The sequence below is a fragment of the Mycobacterium sp. genome (assembly GCF_049647605.1).
Taxonomy (GTDB): Bacteria; Actinomycetota; Actinomycetes; order Mycobacteriales; family Mycobacteriaceae; genus Mycobacterium.
The window spans coordinates 1-19621 of the sequence record NZ_JBARXZ010000003.1; the positions used below are offsets into that span (position 1 = coordinate 1).

Consider the following 19621-nt stretch of genomic DNA (forward strand, 5'->3'; position numbering starts at 1 on the left):
CAGGCCCTACCGGAGCACACAGGAAAAGCTGGGCAGACCAGCAGCTACCCGCTGCCAGCACAACGACCGACCGGCGCCATCACCTCAGAACCACATCCATCAGGTCAGTCCACGGATCGAGGCTTAGACGGCCATGACCTCACGAGCCTCCCATATCGAGAGCGTCGCGGAATCCTTCAGGATCTCGATTTCGCCGTAGCCGCGCCCGCGCTGTCGATGTCGCCGGCCTGGGCTGGGCTAGATGGGCGCGACGTCCTCAAAGCCATGGTCGATGCTGGGATGGAAGGTGTCGTGTGCAAGAGGGCCGGCTCCTCTTACTGGTCGGGTCGGCGGAGTCGGCAATGGATCAAAACGCCCTACCGCCATAGCGGCCATTTTGTGGTCGGGGGCTACGCCGCCTCAGCAGCGGGTGCAGTAAACGCATTACTGGTCGGCGCGTACGACCAAGCCGGCCACTTGACGTATTGCGGAACCGTCACTATCGGGTTCACCGACCGTGCACGCCGCGACATGGGGGCGGCACTCGCTCAATTACGCCGGGTGGTTTCACCTTTCAGGTCCGTTGCTACCTCATTGGATGAGAGCCGCATATGTTGGGTTGAGCCGCTTGTGGTGGGACGCGTCGAATTCCGCGAGTACACCGGTCGGCTACGACACGCGGCGTGGAAAGGCGTAGTCGCTGTCGATGCCGACGCTGTATGCGTGCCGGCCCTGACCTAAATCTCAGGACGACCTGTTCAGGGCTGCGATGAGTTCTCTGTTGGCGGCGCGGGCGGCGTCGAGTTCGCCATCTCGCTGCTCCAGCTGTCGTTGCAACGCCAGGTTTCGTTGTTCGAGTCCGGTCACTTGCCGTTGCAGTGCATCGATGTCAGGTGCAGCCCCGAGGCCGGATTCGCGCCACGCCTGCTCGCCGAGGACCTCGGACAGCTTGCGTTCCAGCTGCCGGTTGTGGGCGGCCATGCGGGCGATCCGCTGCTGAGTGTTGGCCAGGTCGGCCTTGAGTGATTCGCTGGTTACGGACGCTTGCTGCTGTCGACGCGGGGGCGCGACCTGCGACTCGTGTATTTCGGCGAGTAAATCGGGGTGGCGGTATAGGAAGCTGCGGTCCACGCCGGCGGTTCTCGCGATCGAGGCGACGCTCAACACCAGGCCCTGATCGTGGGCCTGAGCCAACGCGAGTCTGACGCGTTCACGGCGGCGGTGTGAGTCGGCGCGTCGGCCGTTGATCATTGCGTCGGTCACCGTCATGCCGTTCTGTCGGGGCGAATGGTGGGGACGGGTTGGCGGATGCCGGGCATGTTGAGGCTCGTGACGCCGTTTCGGGCTCGTCGGACGACGCTGACAGCCTCCTCGATCTGTGCGCGCTCGGTTTCGGAGAGTTCGTCGACACCGGCTTTGATGCGGGCGATGAGGCGGCGGATCCGCGCGATCTCCTCATCGGAAGGTGTCGCCTCGTTTCTGGCCCATTCATCGGCGTTAAGGAAGCCGAGCAGCTTCTCGCGTGTCCGGAGCAAATCGGCGAGGTAGCTCTCCAGATCGGGCAGATAGGAAACGTCGGTGCTGAAGTGAGCACACCCGACGCAGCGGAATCGGACAGGGCAGTCCTGGCCCCCTGCTGCGACGTTGGTTGGTTCACTACACATTCCGTAGGGGACGGCGACTTCGCCGACCGCCCTTCGGAGATGCTCGGAGTCCAAGAGGCGCTTGGCGTTGCTCCACGTGCGGTTGCCGTGCCGGTCGAACTGCATCGCAGTCACCCGGTCGACGGCATTGCGCCGCCGCAGCTCTCCAACGCGGTAGTAGCCCTGTGTCGTGATCAGATTGAGGTGGTCCATCAGTTCGCGCAGCACATCGATCGGAACCCCGGCATCGGCATGCCTTTGGGCATAGGTGTGTCGGTAGGCGTAGGGGAATATGCGGCCCTTGTCGAACGGCATCGTGTCGGCCGCGCGACCGTCGTCTGTCGACCGTGTTGACACCAGCACGTCGGGCAGGGAATCAACCCACATCCGGTGCCGTGTGCCGACGGTTTCGTCCCGCAAGCCCTTCGCGCCGTAGGGGTTCTTGATCCAGGTGGGGAGGAGCTTCAGCTGCGCTGCAGGGGTCTGCGGGAAGCGCTGACGCACCCGCCGCTGCTGCCGTTCGATTACGGTGACCGTCGCCGCTGCAATCGGCAGGTGGCGTTGCAAGCGGTTGGCCTTGAGGTTGTCATAGACCAACACCGGCTTCCCGGTGCCGTCGCGGGTGATGCAGTCCATCGCCAGTGCGCAGATCTCCTCCGGGCGACGGCCAGTGTCGATCATCAACTCCACGGCGACCCGTACTTCGACGCCGGCTTGAGCCTCGAGTTCGTCGAGGTGCTCGCACAGGTGCCGGACTACTTCAATGGGTAGATCTCGGCCGGCGGCCTGCTCCTCGGATTCACCGGGGACGTCTCCCTCGGCGATGGAGAAGTCGTCGGGCAGGCCGTGTAGTGGTTGACCACTACGGGTTAAGCCGAGGGCCCGCATCTGTCCGAGCGTGCGACGCAGCTCGCGGACCGCACGCGGCCTGAGCTTCGCGGAGATCTGACCTTCGCTTTGCAGGAACGCCAGCCGATTCAAGAAGGCGGTGATGTCACCGCGACCAAGGGCATGAATGTCCATGCCGGCGTCCTCGCGCTGGATGACCAGGCTCTCGCTGAGGAGACCCAGGTAACTGATGCGGGTTTGGCAGTGGCTCTTACCTCCTTTCCCGCGGCGGCGCGGAAGATCGTTGTACACCTCTACTTTCGCTGCGGCGCGCAGCCACGGTTGCGTGATCGATCCGAATCTCAACGTCCCTGGGTAACCGAAAACGGCGAGATCCCAGACGTCCTTCACGGCCTCGATCTCGGGTGTCGAGCGCAACCTGCGAGCACTGGTCACGAACTTGCGATGCAGTTTCGCGACCTCGAAAGTGAACTGAGTTACGTCCGCGTCATCGATGGTGAGCACCTGCTGGCTTAGCAGCTGGCGGCCCAGCGTGCGGAAGTACGACGCGTCGAGACGGGCGCCTTGGTCGACGTTGCGCTGCAATCCGTACAGCATCTCGGCTATCACCCGGTCCGGCAGTCCGCGCAGCGTGATCTCCCCGCGAATGGTGATCGCCGGCTGCACCCGCCGGAACTGCTCCTCGTCGGGGCTCGCAAGTTCGCATGTCCGACGGTGCTCTCGCCAGCGGCCGTCGTGAGGGGAGCAGTACGGATTAGTGCTCGCAACGCGTTCTCGGTCGCACGCACGTACCGCGCATTCGCCGAAAGTGGCGAAACCTTCGAGACCTGGCTGGTTCACGAAATCCTCGACCGCCATATCGCGCCTCTTGCGCGCGCGCTCGTGGGCGCCGCACAAACCGGAGGCGGCTCGCGCCGTTCGCTCACACACCTCAACCCCGCACGGGTCTGCGCCGATTCGTTTGAGCCGCACCCGAGGCACTCGAACGAAGTCAGCCAGTTCCGGACGAGCCAATTGCCTCCATCGGAGATTGCATGCCGCACAGAGGGCTTCGGTCACAACGAGAATTCTCTGGTCGCACTCCGGAACGATGCATTCTCTCCAGCCGAGCACGGGGTGATCGCGAGGGAACACCAGGACCTGATCGTCGGCCGACCAGTGCACCGATGCCAGGAAGTCCTGTGAGATCGCATTCCACAGCTGTGCGCCGACGGCATCGTGGTCAGTCGGCGAGGGGGAAGGCGGTAAATCCGCAGCCACGGTCACGTTGGGTGCACCGTCGCCCTGGGCGTCCCACCCGTTCCACCGCCGCGCGAAGCCGGTCCGCCGACGGATGGAGATACGGTTGCGACGAACGTCGGGCTGGCGTGTCCCATCAGCATCTGGATCTCGTCGAGCAGCGCCCCGGAGTCGGCGAGGTTGCTGCCGAAAGCGTGGCGTCCTTGATGTGGCGTGACGGCGCGTTCGAGGCCCGCTCGGCGAGACAGCGACGCGAAGAGTTCGTTGAACGCCCCTGGCTGCATCGGTGCCCCAAGCGGCGCCCGGAACAGGTTCACAAGAAGGTAATCGCACTCTGCGGCCGCCGGCTGGTCCTCCCGCTCCAACAGGTAGACGTCCAAACTCCGTACCACCATGAAGTCGATCGGCACCGCTCGCGGATGCCGGGACTTCGCCCAGGCCCCGTTCGTATTCGGCCGGCGTACGACATGCAGATGCGCTCCGGTGATCGCGCATCCGTGAACATCGTTGATGGGCAACGAGTGAACGTCCGAACGGCGCAACCCGGCTGCCTCTCCGCGGCGCAACCCCACCCGTGACAACAACAAGACGATCAGGCGGTCCCTGGCCGATCGGCACGCCCCGAGCATGGCGACGATCTCCTCGTCAGTGGCTCGGTCAACCGTCGTCCTGGGTTCGCTCATCCGATGACGGGCCCGCAGCCGATACCGAAGGGTCGTGTCCTCACCGTGCGCCTCATTCGGAAGATCCCGCGAGTCGCCCATCTCGTAGAGCTGGTCGAGTACTTCAGGTGGCAGTTCCTTCGCGACAACGGCGAAGGACAAGAACCCGCGAACTGCAACGAGCACCCGATTGATCCGGCCGACGCTGCGGACGGGTTTTGCGCCGGGGCCGGGAATGACACGTGATCCGCTTGTCGGCTGATACTTGAGCCAAGTAATGAAAAGTCCTAAATGCCCGGCGGCGGTGCGCCAGTCGCGTTCGGTCGCCAAGCACCACCGCAGAAACAACGACACGCCCTCGGCGTACGCCTTCGACGTCGATTCCGCACGGTCACGCCCGAATCGAAGCTCTCGGAGAAATTGATCTGCGACCGGCTGCGCCTCGTATCGGTCATCGATCACCGTCCAGTAGCGGTCACCAGATGGCATCCGAACCGGAAAAGCTCGCATAGCCGCGCCGCCTTCGATTGCACAACGAGTCGAGACAGAGTCAACACCCCCGGAGAACCCATCCCAGCACATCTGCGCCGTGTCGCGCGCGACTAAGTGCGACACACGACGCCGCCCAAGAGAACATCACCTCCACCTTTCCCGAACTCGCCAAAATCAATGAGGTGACCGGTGGGCAACGTCTGCTGCTCGACGGCGAAATAGTCGCCCTGGACCAGCTCGGCCGCCCGTCGTTCTCCAGGCTCCAGCAGCGATGGCCGATGCGTCGACGTCCCACCCGCAGCCTGTTGGAGCAGGTGCCGGTGATGTTCTTCGCTTTCGATTTACTCGCCAGCGGCAACGACGACCTCACCGACCGTCCCTATGTTGAGCGCCGCCAGATGCTGAGTGCGCTGCCCCAGGGATACCCGTTGATGATCCCCCCGTACTGGGACGATGCAAAGCCCGTCGACATGCTCGCGGCGGCCGCTGAAAATGGCGTCGAGGGAGTCGTCGCCAAACGCCTGAATTCGCCATATGTCTCAGGACGATCCTCTGCGTGGATCAAGTCGCCGGTACGGCGCAGTTGCGAGCTGGTGATCGTCGGCTGGTGGCCGCCCACTGGACCGACTCGATCGGGGCGAGTCGGATCCCTTTTGCTCGCCGGCCGCCGCGAGGATGGTCAACTCGTTCTCGTAGGCCAGGTCGGCTCCGGGTTCAGCGACACCGAGCGCCGGCGCCTCTATAGCCTTCTCGACGGCCTTGCTCAGGAAGCCCCTCCGGTGCCGGATGCACCCGCGATCGGAGGGGTCACCTGGGTTCGTCCCCGGTATGTCGGTGAAGTGGCTTTCCGGAGTACAACAGCCCCGGAGGATTGCGGCATGCCTCCTGGAAAGGATTGCGCGAGATCCGGATTGCCGATGTCGGCATGCCCGACCAACTGCAATAGGGAGTCGGCTACCACGCGGTAGGGCGAGTCACCAGTATGCCGGAATCTGTTCAAAAACCCTGGCATGCAGTGAAATGCGGGCGAGGTCGGCAGCCGTCCGGTCTTCCCAGGACGCGATCCGCTCTTCGAACCACGACCGCCAGTCGACTTCCACTCCGGTGGTCGCCAGCGCAGCAAGGTAGGAGGCAAGGAGGGTGTCTCGTTTGACGATGAACTCTGATTCGAGTTCCCGCAATGCTTTTCCCTGCACATCGTCGACGATGGGGACATCCATTCGGAGTGCTGGTGCTGGGTCTTGCGCTCGGAGGCTGTAGCTGAGCAGCTTCAAGTTCTGCACCTGGATGCCGATCGCGGCGGTGCGGGCATGTGTGCGGAGGCGGTGTTCATAGGACTTGCCGAGTTCGTCCGACGCGTCGTGATACCACCGATCCAGAGCTGACCGAGTTTCCGAGTTGACTCCGGGTTCCCAGGCGGCCAGTGGCATCGCTTGGATGGTGGCAATGACTGCACCGTGGACCCCCTGAAAATCGGGCGCATCCGCTAAGGCGCCGTTCTCTTCCAAGGTGTCGCGCCACTGCGGGGAGAGAATCCCGTCCCGCGCTTGCTGCAGGGCCCGGATGAGCACCTCGTTCTCCAGGAGCCGGCGCGTGCTCCGCCGATCGTCCTCCGTGTACTGAATGTTCATACCTGTTCCCTTCTTTGCGATATTTCGTTGATAAGTAACGATTTAACGGATGACCGGCGCTGGGCGTCAGGCGGCGGCTTCGCCCTTTCCTGCGCGGTCGTTGTCGGATCCGACGCGGCTGTTCGAGGGCTTCTGCGAGTTCGACGCGGAGGACGGCGAGTCACTGCGGTGCCGTCCGGTAGCCGTGCCCGAAGAATTCGATGCGGTCTCGCCGGAGGCATGCCGGCCATGCGTGTCGGCCCGGTCACCGGGCGAGGCCTCGTCGGCGTCTTTCGCAGGCCGGGCTGTCGGGCGGGTCGTGGCGGCATCATCACCCTCGGACGCTGCGCTGTGTGCGGTCGGCCGGGTCAGCGCCTCGGCGTCACTGGTGTCTGGGTCCAGCGCGGCGCTGCCCTGAGGCGATGGGTCTCCGGCCGAGGATGTGCTGGTGAGAGACGTCAACTGCCCCGTGTCCGCGTCGCCGAGCTCTTGCTCCACTTCCACGGGTGTACCGTCCACCGCCGGCAACGAGACGGCCATGTCCGCGTGCGGTGCTTCCGGCGCACCTGCGCTGGCAAGAGGTGCTTCGTCAGCGACCGTCGCAGGGTGTCCCTCCCCCGCCATCGGTGAGGGCGCGGTGTCGGCTTCCGGGCTTGGCTCCTCCGCCCCGGCGGTCGGTCCCGCACTGCTGGCGGTGAGGGTTGGGACGTCGATGAGCACGCGGCTAGACGCTTCGCGCGACAGCGTAGGAGTCGACGAGCCCCGCTATCGCCGAGCCGATGTCGAGCACGGTAGCGACGGCGTTGAGTCCCGTTGAGACTCCGAAGCTCACAGCGCGCACGGTGATGTTGATGGTCGTCGCCAGGGCGTGCGGCAGCGAGGAGACGAAGGACGGTAGACCCGCTGCGTGCAGGATGCCTGATGCGGCTGTGGCCACCCCGTCAGTGAACCGGGTGATCATGGCTGAAGCCGTTGACGTGAGGTCTGCGCCTGCGGTGAATGGCACCGACAGCAGGCTGGCTCCGGCGCTCGCGACCGACCGCACGGAGCTGATCCCAGCGCTGACCACCACGCCGAGCGCACGGGTGTAGCTCGCCGCACTCAGTGGAGCTGCGCCGATCGCGTTGATCGCCTCCTGGAGGGCTCCGCTGGCCGTGCCATCCCCGAGCCAGGTTGCGCCGATCTCAGATGCGCCACCGGCGAGCTTGCTCACAACGCGGGATGCGGCGGAAGTAAGCGTGCCGGCCACGCCGTCGACCCCCGCCAGCGCTGCGGTCACCGGCGCTGACACGATCCCCTGCACTGCGGTCAGTACGCCGTCGAGCAGTGCCACGCCGGGCACCGCGCCCTTGGCCGCGTCAATCAGTCCGTTCACGCCGCGGAGAATGTTGTCGATCTGGGACGTCACCCCGGTAACCAGGGTGCTAGTCACCGACAGCGCGCCCGATCCCACGCTGTCGACCAGCGACAGTCCGTTGTTCACGACCAGTCCTGCGATATCGAGGGGCGCGTTGAGAAGGCCGGTGTAGCTTGCCAGCGCCAGCGGATTGTTCACAATGGTGGCGACCGCGTGCAATGCGGTGCTCAGAGAGCCGGTCAGCGCCGAGGCCAGCAAGTCGGTGACTTCCCCGGTCGTGAGCACCACAGCGGCCCCGGTATCGCCCACTGTGGTCGACAGCCGGGACAGGCTCCCCGAGGACGTCGCCCGCAATGCGTTGAGCAGGTCAACGAGGGACCGGTTATCGGTGGCATCGATCAGGCCGTCCCACAGCGAATTGTTCACCGAGACAGCGGAGTCCAGTGCCGAAGTCAGACTGTTGGCGGGCATCGCCACCGCGGCGGTAACGGTCGAGGACACCGAGGCGAGGGCCGAGTTCAACCTGTCGACCAGGTTGTCGATGTCGGTCGGGCTGATGACGGCCGCGAGCTGTACCTGCGGCACGGATACCGCCGGTGGTAGTGATATGGGCAGGGTCGGGGCGTGCAGAGCGGAGGGCCCTGCAATCAGCGGGGCGAGGGTGATGGCCGCTGCGGTCACCGCGGTCCCTGCTGTCCAGTGCGGGCGAGTAGAGATTTCCATGGATGGTGGTCAGCTTCCTGTGCCTGTGGTGAGTGATTTGCCGATGCGAATCGTTGCGTCGCCCGAAGTGGGCGACGGTCGCTGACGGCGCGGCGGAGAAAGCCGCAGAGCTGGTGTGCCATGAGATGGGATGCCGTCAGGCATGCCGGGGTGGCCGCATCGCGCGTGTCGCGTGTGTTGCATGCCGCCCCCGGCCTCCGATGCAGCACGCTCCCCAGCGTGTTGCAGGACCTATCAAGCTATTTCAGCCCGGACCGTATAAACGCGGAGTGTGAGGCGTCCACCACCGCAGCGGCATTGACCTCCAAAGTGTCCACATCGTGAGATGGAGGCGATAATCGGGTGGCCGAGTGGCAGCTAAGGTGCCGCGTAGCCGCCGCGGCGCAGCAGCGGGCTGCCGGTCGGACTGAGAAACGAGCGCTTGAGGTCGGCAATCGACCATTGCAGGTAGTGCGACAGTGGCACCAGCGCGAGCAGGCTCAAGGCGGGATCCGGTGCCGCGGCGACCGGTCCCCCACCCACCCGTTTGAGCGTGCGGTAGCCCCGCTCCATCTCGCTGACCTCGTATCCTCTGGCCAAATCGTCGACAGTCCAGCCTATTTCGAGGAGCGGCAAGTCGAGATCCTCGCGGATGTCATCGGCGAACAGGCCGATCAAATGTCTTTCCAGCACTTCGGTGTCGGCCACGAACAGCAGCGGGTGCTCGGCGTCGTCGTCGAGCTGGGTGAGTTCGAGTCGGTCCGGTCCGCGGCGCCGGATGAAGTACCGCGTAGGGGCACCCGCCTCCGAGCGCAGCTGAACATCGCCATCCTCAGCCACGGTGGTCACGTAGTGGGCAGTGCGAGCCCAGCCCACGCACTCAGCGGTGAGGGGTACCGAAAACCGCGGGTGCGGCGTCGCTTCGATGTCCCTGCTCACGCGGGCGAGCGTACGCACCGTCCTGATGCCGCGCGGCCCGGACCGCGCTTAGATCGCGATGCCGGGTTGTTCCTGCTCACGCTCCACGCGCTGCTGGCGCCGCACCGAAGCGCCCACCGTTGTTGCGAGCATCCGTCCGTGGCCGATGATCTGTCGAGCCTCGGCGCGCTCGTCCTCGGTGGCATCGCGGTGACGGGCGACCTGACGGGCCTTACTCACCGCCGACCGTGCCAGTTCTCGCCGGCGCTGCGGGTCAGCGTGGCCGCGCGCATCTGCAAGCGTCGACTGCGCTTCGCGCAGCAGGCTGCGCGCTGCCAGCGCGAGGGCGGTGTCCATCACAGCCACAGCCCGGGCCCGGTCGGCGTCGCTGGTCGTGCTGTCGACGGCCACTTGCGCGGCAGTGTCGGCAGCCGAGCGGGCGTACTGGCCCTGCCGGTGCCAGTCGGTCTCAAACTGCGCTGTGCGCAAATCGTTTTCGGCGTCGTCTAGGCCGCCGGAGAGTGAAGCTGTCATGTGACGGACCGTACGGAGCAACGTGAAGCGGAGTCCACCACCGCGAGCAACTTCGCCGAAAAATAGTTCCGGCGGGGGCAGGCTTCCAGGTTCGCCGGCGGCCGCTCACGTGCACCGGGTTCTGGTTGCATGCAGGCCCGGCTCAGCTCGGGTCATGACTTGCCGCCACCTCGGTCTGGGCAGCTCCCCTTTGCTCCGCAGCAGCGGTGTCGAGGGGGCAGGAAACGAAAGGCCCTGATCAGAGCGGTGATTGGAGCAAGCCAACACGCGCATGCTGGTTCATGAAACATGTTGCACTACAACGGATTACGCGATAGACTGTTGCTTATAAGCAACATCCACCGAAAGGCAGTCCGATGAAGTCTCGCACCACCGAAACCCATGTCACCCCCGCCGCCCTGCTCACCCACACGATGGTCCGCATCCAGGGCGACCAGAGCGGCGACATCGCCGTCTTCCACGCCTGCTCCCCAGAGGCCCGCCTGCGGTTGCAGTGGGGCGGCCTGCTGATGACGATGTTCTCGGCCCAGGCCGTCCAGCGGGTGCTGGAAGGGTTCTGCGCAGCCCGGGCGGCAATGACGCTGATCCCGCGGTCGATCCCGGCGCCGGTACCGGCGGACGAGCCCTTCGCCGTGCCGACCGTTTCCGTCGACTGGACGCGCCGCCCCGCCTACGCCGTGGTGCCCCGCCAGGAGCTGTCGCGCGACCGTTCGCGCCAACTCCGCTGGCTCGACCTGCACATGGGCCCGATCACCTTCCAGGTTCTCGACCAGGCCGGTGCTGTCAGCACCGTCGACCTGCTGACCACAGCCCACCGCACAGGGGCGCAGATCTTCCTCGACGGCCCCGACTTCGCCGCCGACCCCCGTGACCGGGACTACACCCCGCCCAGCGGTTAAGGGTTATCCACAGCCTGCCAAGAGCCGGGTCTGTTTATCCACACCAGTGGAAGGCAGACCCGGTTTTTGCTGTTTGGGGGCGCACACTGTGGCCGAGGTATCCCCCACGCAAGGAGGCAGCGCCATGACCGCTCACTGGACCCTGACAACCACGACCGCGCGCAGAGTCGACATGATGATCGGGTCGGCCCAGGACCACGAAGTCGCCGTGACGGCGGTCTTGGCCGCCGCGCTGGACGCGATCGACGACGCGAGGACCGGTGAGTCGGCCGGTCTGCCCCGCTATGAGCTCCGCGTCGACGCCGAATTGATGGCTCTGATCCAGACCGGCACCGACGACGCCGGGTGCCCCAATCACGCAGAGGCCGCCACGCTGATTCAGCGGATCGAAACCTCACGCTGCCTCGGCATATCGCCTTACTGAGCCGCCTGGGTCTGCAGGAGGGTCGCGGGGTCGACGCCCAGGCCGCGCGCCAGGTGAACCAGCACCACGACAGTCGGGCTCTTACGCCCACCCTCGATGTGATTGAGATGCGGCCGGCCGATACCCGCCCGTTCCGCGAGCTGGGCCTGCGTCAGACCCACCGCGGTCCGGTGCTCTCGGATCGCGGCACCCAGCGCCGCCAGGATCGCAGAACCGTCGTCTGTGGACGTGTCGGCGTCCATGGCCAGCTCCCTCCGATGACGTTGCCCATAGGCTACACCGTCGCGGCGGGGTGGATTGACCTCAGAACAGAACAGCATCGCTGGTCGCCTCCTGCCACCATTCGTCGAAACCGGGCCGCGCTTTGTCCTCCACCACTGCCGGGCAGACGACGTAGAAGTGTTCCAGAGAAGGCAATTCGGTACCGCGGGCCCGCAGTACGTGACGCGTGATGCCGTCCGGCCCGTCGTGGCGGTCGCCGGGCTGAGCCGCCAGCTGCCTCGTCATCTGCTCGCGCGTACCGTGCGCCACAGCGCGTACCGAACGCGCGGTGATGCCGCGACCATCGGTCCGCTTGGACGAACGGCGCGTCAGCCGGCGAACCTCGTAGACGGCGTGAGGCTTGTCTGCCAACAGTGCCTGGTAGTGCGCCTGAACCTCGGTCAGACCGGCGGCATCCACCAGTTCGGCTGCCGACCCACCGGCGATGAGGGTCTGTCGTTCGTTCAGGCTGCGGGCAACGAGCTCGAGGAACAGCGCCTGGGCGCCGGCATGTGGTTCGCGGCGGTAGCGCTCGACGAGGGCCTGCCGACCTGAGGCCGTCGCCATGGCGAAGGGACAGAAGCCACACGCCGATTTTGACCACCGGCGCCCGGTCACCTCAGCGATGACGTCTGTGCACCGGGCCCGATCCCAACCCCACTCCAGGGACCGCCGGGAGTTCAAGCTTTCTGAAGGCGGTCTGCTGCGAAACCCAGGGTCTTAACAGGACCCATCGCATCAGTTCGCGGAGGTTGCCAGCGCCAGATACAGCCGAGCCGGCAATGAGCGGCAGGGGCAGTCCGACCTCGCGGTCACCATACGGTGCCAGTCTCACTTCGAGAGAATCGAGACGGCTCAGATCCTCTACCTAAGCTCGATACCACGCCTAGATATGACGGTCGCCTCCGGCAATGCCGACCCAGCTCGGGCCGCCCGCCGTTAGATGTTCGCCAGGCAGCAGAATTGGGGGAAAGATCACCTGCACGCCCTGATCACGATCGCGTGTTGCCTCCCAACTTGAGAAGCTACGCGCCGTATTCCATGCTAACCCGTGGCGAGGCATCGTGACAACGCGAGTTGCTGCCTAACAACATGTTTCGTAAGTGTGGACCGGCCGCCGCGCAGGGGGGTCGGACTGCATCAGCGCTGTGGGTGCTGCCGTTATTGTTGTGGGGCGGGGAGCACGAGCGAGGATGCTGGCCGCCATTCTCGGTGCACACGCTGACCCGCAACCATGAGACGGCGGGGCGTTTCGACGACCGCGCTGTGCGAATTTGCAACCGGCGGCGGAGCCCGCATCGGTTGCGACCGCACGTTCTGGCTCTGCTGGTCTATGTTGTCAGGACGCCCCGGCGAGCTTTGTCGGCATGCGAAGACCAGAGATGCCACCGTCCACTTCCACGATGCTGCCGGTCGTTGAGGCGGCGGACGGGCCGGCGAGGTAGGCCACCGCGGCCGCGACTTCGGCCGCGGTAACCAGTCGGCCGAGCGGTTGGCGTGCTGCTAAAGCTGACAACTCGGATTCTGGGTCGGCGGCGGACTCGATCAGACGCTGGATCCAGGGGGTGTCCACGGTTCCTGGACTCACGCAGTTGACACGGATTCCCTCGCGTACATGGTCGGCCGCCATTGCTCTGGTGAGCGCCAGGACCGCGCCTTTGGTCGCGCTGTAGAGCGCCCTTCTCGGTAGCCCTGCAGTTCCGGCGATCGACGAGATATTCACGATCGCAGGGTGTTTTGACTGCCGGAGGTGCGGCAGCGCGGCGCGGCTGACTCGGACGATGCCGAGTACGTTGACGTCGTAGACCCGTAGCCATTCGCTGTCGTCGTTGTCGGTCACCGTACCTTGAGCACCGACACCAGCATTGTTCACCACGATGTCGAGACCGCCCCATCGACGCACGACCTGCTTGATTGCCGCACGGACTGACGTGTCATCGCCGACATCGCAGCGGATGGCCGTTATCCCTGGCTCTGCGGTGTCATCACGGTCGAGTACGGCCACTGTTGCGCCCAGGCCGTTCAACCGTTGGGCGACGGCCGCTCCGATGCCGGACGCGCCGCCGGTCACCGCGGCCACCAAGCCGTCGAACTCGCCGGCGGTCATCTGCCGGCTGCTGCCAGTTGTTGCGCCTGCTCGCCGAGGCGTTCGATGCCGATGCGCATCACGTCGCCGTCGCTGAGGTACGGGAACCGACCTGAGAGGGCCACGCCCTGTGGGGTGCCGGTGTTGATGATGTCACCGGGTTCGAGAACCAGGTATTGCGAGAGGTGCCATACAGTTTCGGCGACGGAGAAGATCATGTCCGAGGTGCAGGAATCCTGCCGCGCCTGCCCGTTGACCGACGACCACAACCGTAACGACTGCGGATCGGGCACCTCGTCCGCGGGTACCAGGTAGGGCCCGAGCGGGTTGAAGGTTTCGCAGCATTTCCCTTTGGACCACTGTCCCCCGGAGTCGACGATCTGGTAGTCACGCTCGGATACGTCGTTGGACACCGTATAGCCGGCGATGTAGTCGGCCGACTCGGCGGCAGAGTCGAGGTATCGGGCCCGCTTCCCGATCACGACCGCCAGTTCGACCTCCCAATCCACGCGGGTCGCTCCTGGTGGGATGAGCACCGTGTCGTGCGGTCCGACAACGGTATTGGGGTGTTTGAAGAACACGATTGGCGCCGAAGGGGGCGGCGAGCCGGTCTCAGCGGCGTGTGCGGCATAGTTCTGTCCGATGCACACCACTGCCGACGGCCGGGCCACCGGCGCACCGACGCGTTTCTCATGCGGGGCTGCGACCGGCTGGAGACGCCGCTGTACCAGCGCTTCCCGGGCTGCGGCGACGCCGTTCGACGCCAGGAAGGAGCCGTCGATGTCGGTGGTCAGCGGTGAGAGGTCGTAGATGGTGCCGTCATGCTCGACGGCGGGCCTTTCGGCGCCGGCTTCGCCCAGTCGCATCAATCGCATCGCTACCGGGCCACCTGAAGGACACCGTCAACGCGGCGGGGAACCGCATGGAAGTCGTCCCGTAATTCAGTGGGTAGCACCCATTCCGGTGCAGATTGCCAGGTCATCGGCCGCAGGAAACGCCGGATGGCGGTGGCTCCGACCGAGGTGTGCTGGGTGTTGGTCGAGGGCCAAGGGCCTCCGTGGTTCTGCGCCCATCCGACGTGCACGCCGGTGGGGAAACCGGCGTACAACAGCCGTCCCGCACGGGGTGCCAGGACTTGGGTGAGCTGTGAGATCGTGTCTCGCTCGGCGGGTTCGGCGTGGATGGTTCCGGTCAGCGAACCTGGCAGGGCGTTGAGTAGGTCGAGATCCTCTCCCTGTTGATAGCGCACAACGATGGTGGTCGGGCCGAAACATTCCTCGATGTCTGTGGCCACCAGGTCACAGGCGGAAACTTCGAGCAGTCGTGGGGACACCGACAGGCCGATGGTGTCGGGGGCGCCGCCCTCACCGATCACCCGCATTCCCGCCCCGGGTTCGGCGGTGCTGTAGGCCTGATAGATGTTGCGGTTCAGCAGGGTCTGCGCGCTGGCGCCGGCGAGCAGTCGCACCGCCTCGGACACCAGCGTGTCGCCCGCGGTGTCGGCCGGGACCAGCACCAACCCGGGTTTGGTGCAGAGCTGCCCGCCTGATCCGGTGACCGAAGCGATGAGTTGCTGAGCCAGGTCGGCGCCACATGCGGCGGCAGCCCCGGTGGTGATGATCACCGGGTTGAGGCTGGCCAGCTCTCCGTAAAACGGAATCGGTTGTGGCCTCGCGGCGATGGCGTCCATCAGGGCCCGTCCGCCGCCGAGCGAGCCGGTGAACGTGACAGCCGTGATCGCCGGGTCTGACACCAGGTCGAGCCCGGCTTGCCGACCGAAGACGAGTCCCGTCACTCCTTGTGGCGCGCCGACGGCTTCGGCCGCCTCTTGCAGTGCCGCGTGGGTGGTCAGTGACATCAGCGGGTGTGATTCATGGGCCTTGATGACGACCGGGCACCCCGCCGCGAGTGCGGCCATGGTGTCGCCCCCCGGTACCGAGAACGCCAGCGGGAAGTTGCTGGCCCCGAACACGGCCACCGGCCCGATGGGGACGAGCATGCGACGCAGGTCGGGGGCGGGCCCCATCGGCGTGTCGGTGGCATGGTCAACGACGGCTTCGAGGAATGAGCCCTCCTCCACGACGTCGGCGAAGAACCGCGCCTGGTAGACCGTTCGGTTCAACTCGCCACCCAGGCGCTGTTCGGTCAGCGCCGTTTCGCGGATGCCGATGTCGATGATCTCGGCGCGCCGGGCTTCCAGCGCGTCCGCGGCAGCCCGCAACAGGGCCGCGCGCATTTCCCGGCCGCCGTCGGCGTACTCCCTTGCTGCTGAGGCGGCAGCGGCACACGCGGCGGCAACCTGCTCGGTGGTGGCTTCCGAGGCGGTGGTGGTGGTGCTCTCGTCGGTGGCCGGGTTGACGGTCTGCACGACGGTCACGATCGAACCTCTTCCTGTTCGCGGATCAGGCCTTCGTCGGCCAACGCGTCCCACAGTGCGCTGGGGATGGGGCTGCGGTACAGCTGGGCGTTGGTGCGAATCTCTTCGGCGCTGCGGGCGCCGAGAAGTACTGCTGCTGTTGCGGCGTGGCGGTGGGGGAATTGCATGGCTGCAGAGGCCAACTCGACGCCGAAGCTCAGGCAGATTTCCTGGATCCTGCGGGCACGGGTGAGCATCTCCGGCGCCGCCGGAACATAGTCGTAGGTGGCGTCGTCGATGGGTGCGGCCAGGATCCCGGAGTTGAACACGCCGCCGCTGACAACCCCGATTCCACGCTCCTCGCACAGGGGGAAGAGCTCGTCGGCGGCTTGTTGGTCCAGCAGCGTATAGCGGCCGGCCACCAGGAAGTAGTCGAAGTCCGCCTCTTTGGCGAACGCTGCCAGCATCGCCGTCTGGTTCATCCCGACGCCGATGCCACGCACCACTTTCTCGTCACGCAGCTGACGCAGGGCCGGGAAAGCGCCCCCCAGGGCGTCGGCGAAGTGCTCGTCGGGGTCATGGATGTAGAGCAGGTCGATGCGATCCAACCCCAACCGCTGCAGGCTTTCCTCCACCGACCGCAGCACGCCGTCGTGGCTGTAGTCGAATACCGGATTGACATCACCGTCGACTTTGTAGAAGTGCTCTCCGCCGAACAGCTGTTCCGGTGAGGGTGGGGCGCCGTGCCGGATGAGGCGCCCCACCTTTGTTGACACCACGAACTCGTCGCGCGGGTACCGCCCCAGCGCCTCACCGAGCCGGCGCTCGGACTCGCCGTAACCGTAGAGCGGGGCGGTGTCGAACGTCCTGATGCCCAGATCCCAGGCAGCAGTGATGGTTTCCTCGGCTTGCTGGTCACTGACCGTGGAGAACAGGTTCCCCAGCGGGGCGGCGCCCAGACCCAGCGGAATGGGGTCTACGGCGCCGCTGCCCGACAGCGGTGCGAGCGCAGGGCGGAATGGCATGGAGTTCTCCTAGGCGTGGACGTCGAACAGGTACCGCTGAGCCGGCGAAAGTCGTTCGTAGAGACCGGGTGTCAGGTAGTCCTGCTGCACGAATTGCTGGATAAGGTCACGGCGGGTGTAGGTGAGGTGCAGCATGCGCCGCCGGTCACCGGAGATGTTGTCGGTGCCGCCGTGCCAGAGGCTGGCGTTGGTAACGGCCATCCCGCCTGCCGGGCAGGTCAGGTGGATCTCGCCGGGGTAGGGAGCCAGCGGATCCTCGGGGAACTTGGTCTGGTCGCCGTACTCACCGCGCTGTTGCTCCCCGGCTGCGACATCGAGGTTCAGCTTCGGGGTGTTGTTGTGCGGCCACTTGTGTGAGCCGGGCACGATGCGGGTGGGGCCGTTGTCCAGGCGCAGTTCATCGAGGCAGATCAGCGCGTTGACCAGACGCCAGTCCTCCTCATGGGCTTTGGGGACGTCGCTGTGCAGCGGTTGATTGCCGCCCCCGGAGTGCGGGTCCCGGATGTTCGCGCCATGCAGTTTGAAATCGTCGAAGAGGTACAGCGCCGCCGCCAGCACGGGCTGCAGCACCAGCGAGGGATCGAAGACCTCGGATTTGTTGAAGATATTTGACAGCCGGGTGGCACCAGGCTCGGGATCCATCACCAGCCCCGATCCTGCTTCCTGCTCGGTGATCCGGTCGAACTCCTCCCGCATGGCTGCGCACTGCTGCGGGGTCAGCGCGTTGGCAACGATGAAGAACCCGTTGGTGTCCAACTGTTCGCGCAGGTCGTCGTCCAGCGTGGGATCGACTCCCAATTCGATGAGTGCCTGCTTGGAATCCATTGTCATGTGTCCTTTCTCGGTGCGAGCGTCGGTCGGTGGTTGTTGTTGTGGTGGGTGTTGTCGTTGTCGAGGAGGATGGTGCGCAGCCCGCGCTGCACGCTGCAGATGTGGGCAAGCGCGGCGGCCTCGGCCAGTGCGCTGTCTCGTTCCCGCAGTGCGGTGTAGATGTCGCGGTGCTGTGCGCGGGTGAGTTCCTCGACCTGCAGGTCGAAGGTCAGCCGTTCCCGCCGGGCGCGGATTGTTGGTTCGGACAGGCCTCGCAGAACTGCGGTCAACCAAGCATTGCCCGCACCTTCGACGATCCGGTTGTGGAATTCCACGTCGAGCTTGATGAAGTCCTGCGGGTCGTGGGTGTCGTCCATCACCGTCAGCAGGGTGGCGATCTCGTCGAGCTCGCCGTCACTGATGCGTTCTGCGGCCAACCGGGTGGCGCCCGGTTCGAGCAGCCTGCGAACCTCCAGGACATCCAGCACGGTCTCGTTGCGGGCCAGCTCGGCGGCCAGGGTGATGCCGTGGAGCAACTCGTCGGGTTCGAGGCTGGTGACGTAAGTACCGTCGCCACGTTTGACCGACAACATCCTGGCGTGGGTGAGTGCCTTGACCGCTTCGCGGGTCGACCCACGGGAGATCCCCAGCTGCGCTGCCAGTTGCTGCTCGGGTGGGAGCCGCGCCCCCGGCGACAGATCGCCGTTGACGATCAGCGCGCGCAGCCGCTCGATAGCGGTGTCGGTCAGACCCATGGGTGCACTCCGCGTCATGTGTTAGTTGACGACCGGCGGATTGACCAGCTTCTGGATGTCCGGGTCGTCGATGTTCTCTTGCGTCACCAGTGTCGCGCCCGTGTCGATCATCTCGTCAACCGTCTCACCGTCGGCCATCTTGTTCAGTGCCATCACGCTTTCGTAGCCGATCTTGAAGGGGTCCTGTACGACGAGCGCCGACACCGTTCCGGCCTGCAACGCGGACACCTCGTCGGGCGCGTTGTCGAAGCCCACCACCACCACGTCGGCGTTGCGTGCCTCGATGGCCTGGACTGCGCCCACCACACCGGGCTCGTTGAGCCCGAATACCGCGTCGAGGTCGGGATTGGCGGTGAGGATGTCGTTCATGATGCCCAGCGCCTTGTTGACGTCGCCGTCGGTGTATTGGGTGGCCACCACCTGGATGCCGGGATATTTGGCGGCGATCTGGTCTTCGAAGCCCTTGAGCCGGGCCTGGGAGGTGGCGGACGTGGCGAGGAAGGGCAACAGGGCCACCTTGCCCTGGCCGTTGAGCTGTTCGCCGATGTAGTCGGCGGCCAGTCCGGCGGCGGCTTCGTTGTTGGTGGCGATCAGCGGAATGGACTGCGGCTCGATGCCGGCATCGGCGCTGACGATCGGGATGTCATTGGACTCGGCCTGGTCGACGATGGTCTGCAGAGCCTGAGTGTCGTTGGCCGCGAACGCGATCCCTGAGACCTTGCGGTTGACGAAGTCCTGCAGGATGTTCATTTGTCCGGTGATGTCGCTCTGGGTGGCGGTGCCACGCCAGATCAGTTCGGCGCCGAGTTCGTCGGCGGCTTTCTGCGCGCCGGCGTGCAGGGTGCCCCAGTAGAAGTACCCGGTGGACCCCGGCACGACCGCGAACTGCCGCTGGGCCGCTTCACCTCCCTCACCACGGTTGCAGGCGGTCATGCTGGCGGCCATCACCACAGCCGCGGCGGAGGCGAGGATGCGCCTCCTGGTCAAGGCGCTGAAACGGATCTGCATTTTGGTCTCTTT

Annotated in this window: 21 protein-coding genes; 4 read left to right on the top strand and 17 right to left on the bottom strand. The window is 65.5% G+C overall.

What is annotated here, in order from left to right; genetic code table 11:
- Positions 1 to 78 precede the first annotated feature (78 nt).
- On the top strand, positions 79 to 720 hold the full coding sequence (locus WBB07_RS00335; protein ID WP_526303710.1) for an ATP dependent DNA ligase: 642 nt from the start codon (positions 79 to 81) through the stop codon (positions 718 to 720).
- A 3-nt stretch (positions 721 to 723) separates the two neighbouring features.
- On the opposite strand, the gene WBB07_RS00340 is transcribed toward WBB07_RS00335, so the two are convergent.
- The 3 genes from WBB07_RS00340 to WBB07_RS00350 all read right to left on the bottom strand — a co-directional run bounded on the left by WBB07_RS00340 (position 724) and on the right by WBB07_RS00350 (position 4861).
- Entirely contained in the window at positions 724 to 1248 is a 525-nt protein-coding gene (locus WBB07_RS00340; protein ID WP_115282133.1) for a DUF6262 family protein, read from the bottom strand.
- On the bottom strand, positions 1245 to 3368 hold the full coding sequence (locus tag WBB07_RS00345; RefSeq protein ID WP_526303693.1) for a site-specific integrase: 2124 nt from the start codon (positions 3366 to 3368) through the stop codon (positions 1245 to 1247). The genes WBB07_RS00340 and WBB07_RS00345 overlap by 4 nt, the downstream gene beginning before the upstream one ends.
- A 365-nt stretch (positions 3369 to 3733) precedes the next feature.
- Positions 3734 to 4861: a tyrosine-type recombinase/integrase gene (locus WBB07_RS00350; RefSeq protein ID WP_419125574.1), complete on the bottom strand. Its 1128-nt coding sequence runs from the start codon at positions 4859 to 4861 to the stop codon at positions 3734 to 3736.
- A 38-nt stretch (positions 4862 to 4899) separates the two neighbouring features.
- Between WBB07_RS00350 and WBB07_RS00355 the strand changes: the two genes are divergently transcribed.
- The gene (locus tag WBB07_RS00355; protein ID WP_419125573.1) at positions 4900 to 5832 is read left to right on the top strand and encodes an ATP-dependent DNA ligase; all 933 of its coding nucleotides are present in this window, start codon (positions 4900 to 4902) and stop codon (positions 5830 to 5832) included.
- A 6-nt stretch (positions 5833 to 5838) separates the two neighbouring features.
- Here the strand turns inward: WBB07_RS00355 and WBB07_RS00360 are convergent, their stop codons facing one another.
- The 5 genes from WBB07_RS00360 to WBB07_RS00380 all read right to left on the bottom strand — a co-directional run bounded on the left by WBB07_RS00360 (position 5839) and on the right by WBB07_RS00380 (position 9985).
- A complete protein-coding gene (locus WBB07_RS00360) occupies positions 5839 to 6495 on the bottom strand; it encodes a hypothetical protein (protein ID WP_419125572.1) in 657 nt (218 codons plus the stop codon).
- A 66-nt stretch (positions 6496 to 6561) separates the two neighbouring features.
- Positions 6562 to 7194: a hypothetical protein gene (locus WBB07_RS00365; protein ID WP_428369924.1), complete on the bottom strand. Its 633-nt coding sequence runs from the start codon at positions 7192 to 7194 to the stop codon at positions 6562 to 6564.
- Positions 7195 to 7198: 4 nt separating this feature from the next.
- Positions 7199 to 8554, bottom strand: coding sequence for a hypothetical protein (locus tag WBB07_RS00370; protein ID WP_526303696.1), 1356 nt, complete (start codon positions 8552 to 8554; stop codon positions 7199 to 7201).
- Positions 8555 to 8911: 357 nt separating this feature from the next.
- Positions 8912 to 9472, bottom strand: coding sequence for an Imm61 family immunity protein (locus WBB07_RS00375; RefSeq protein ID WP_526303698.1), 561 nt, complete (start codon positions 9470 to 9472; stop codon positions 8912 to 8914).
- Positions 9473 to 9520: 48 nt separating this feature from the next.
- Positions 9521 to 9985: a hypothetical protein gene (locus WBB07_RS00380; protein ID WP_238382180.1), complete on the bottom strand. Its 465-nt coding sequence runs from the start codon at positions 9983 to 9985 to the stop codon at positions 9521 to 9523.
- Positions 9986 to 10341: 356 nt separating this feature from the next.
- Here WBB07_RS00380 and WBB07_RS00385 point away from each other — a divergent pair, with 356 nt between their 5' ends.
- On the top strand, positions 10342 to 10884 hold the full coding sequence (locus WBB07_RS00385; protein WP_419125569.1) for a hypothetical protein: 543 nt from the start codon (positions 10342 to 10344) through the stop codon (positions 10882 to 10884).
- 124 nt (positions 10885 to 11008) lie between these two features.
- Complete coding sequence (locus WBB07_RS00390) at positions 11009 to 11308, top strand: hypothetical protein (RefSeq protein ID WP_419125568.1); 300 nt, start codon at positions 11009 to 11011, stop codon at positions 11306 to 11308.
- Here the strand turns inward: WBB07_RS00390 and relB are convergent.
- The 9 genes from relB to WBB07_RS00435 form a co-directional block, all read right to left on the bottom strand.
- The gene (gene relB, locus WBB07_RS00395; protein ID WP_419125567.1) at positions 11302 to 11550 is read right to left on the bottom strand and encodes a type II toxin-antitoxin system RelB family anti-toxin; all 249 of its coding nucleotides are present in this window, start codon (positions 11548 to 11550) and stop codon (positions 11302 to 11304) included. The two genes, WBB07_RS00390 and relB, sit on opposite strands and share 7 nt — an antisense overlap.
- Before the next feature lie 61 nt (positions 11551 to 11611).
- Positions 11612 to 12136 (bottom strand): hypothetical protein, encoded by a 525-nt coding sequence (locus WBB07_RS00400; RefSeq protein ID WP_428369931.1) that lies wholly within the window; start codon positions 12134 to 12136, stop codon positions 11612 to 11614.
- Positions 12137 to 12908: 772 nt separating this feature from the next.
- Positions 12909 to 13676 (bottom strand): SDR family NAD(P)-dependent oxidoreductase, encoded by a 768-nt coding sequence (locus tag WBB07_RS00405; protein WP_083741806.1) that lies wholly within the window; start codon positions 13674 to 13676, stop codon positions 12909 to 12911.
- Complete coding sequence (locus WBB07_RS00410; protein WP_083741805.1) at positions 13673 to 14530, bottom strand: fumarylacetoacetate hydrolase family protein; 858 nt, start codon at positions 14528 to 14530, stop codon at positions 13673 to 13675. The genes WBB07_RS00405 and WBB07_RS00410 overlap by 4 nt, the downstream gene beginning before the upstream one ends.
- 2 nt (positions 14531 to 14532) lie before the next feature.
- Positions 14533 to 16032 carry an aldehyde dehydrogenase family protein gene (locus WBB07_RS00415; RefSeq protein WP_083741804.1) on the bottom strand — a complete coding sequence of 500 codons (1500 nt, stop codon included), beginning with the start codon at positions 16030 to 16032 and terminating at the stop codon, positions 14533 to 14535.
- On the bottom strand, positions 16029 to 17036 hold the full coding sequence (locus WBB07_RS00420; RefSeq protein WP_083741803.1) for an aldo/keto reductase: 1008 nt from the start codon (positions 17034 to 17036) through the stop codon (positions 16029 to 16031). The genes WBB07_RS00415 and WBB07_RS00420 overlap by 4 nt, the downstream gene beginning before the upstream one ends.
- A 9-nt stretch (positions 17037 to 17045) precedes the next feature.
- Positions 17046 to 17867, bottom strand: a complete 822-nt coding sequence (locus WBB07_RS00425) for a phytanoyl-CoA dioxygenase family protein (RefSeq protein ID WP_083741802.1) — start codon at positions 17865 to 17867, stop codon at positions 17046 to 17048.
- On the bottom strand, positions 17864 to 18601 hold the full coding sequence (locus tag WBB07_RS00430) for a FadR/GntR family transcriptional regulator (RefSeq protein ID WP_157517377.1): 738 nt from the start codon (positions 18599 to 18601) through the stop codon (positions 17864 to 17866). The genes WBB07_RS00425 and WBB07_RS00430 overlap by 4 nt, the downstream gene beginning before the upstream one ends.
- 21 nt (positions 18602 to 18622) lie before the next feature.
- Entirely contained in the window at positions 18623 to 19609 is a 987-nt protein-coding gene (locus tag WBB07_RS00435) for an ABC transporter substrate-binding protein (RefSeq protein ID WP_192860464.1), read from the bottom strand.
- Between the last annotated feature and the right edge of the window lie 12 nt (positions 19610 to 19621).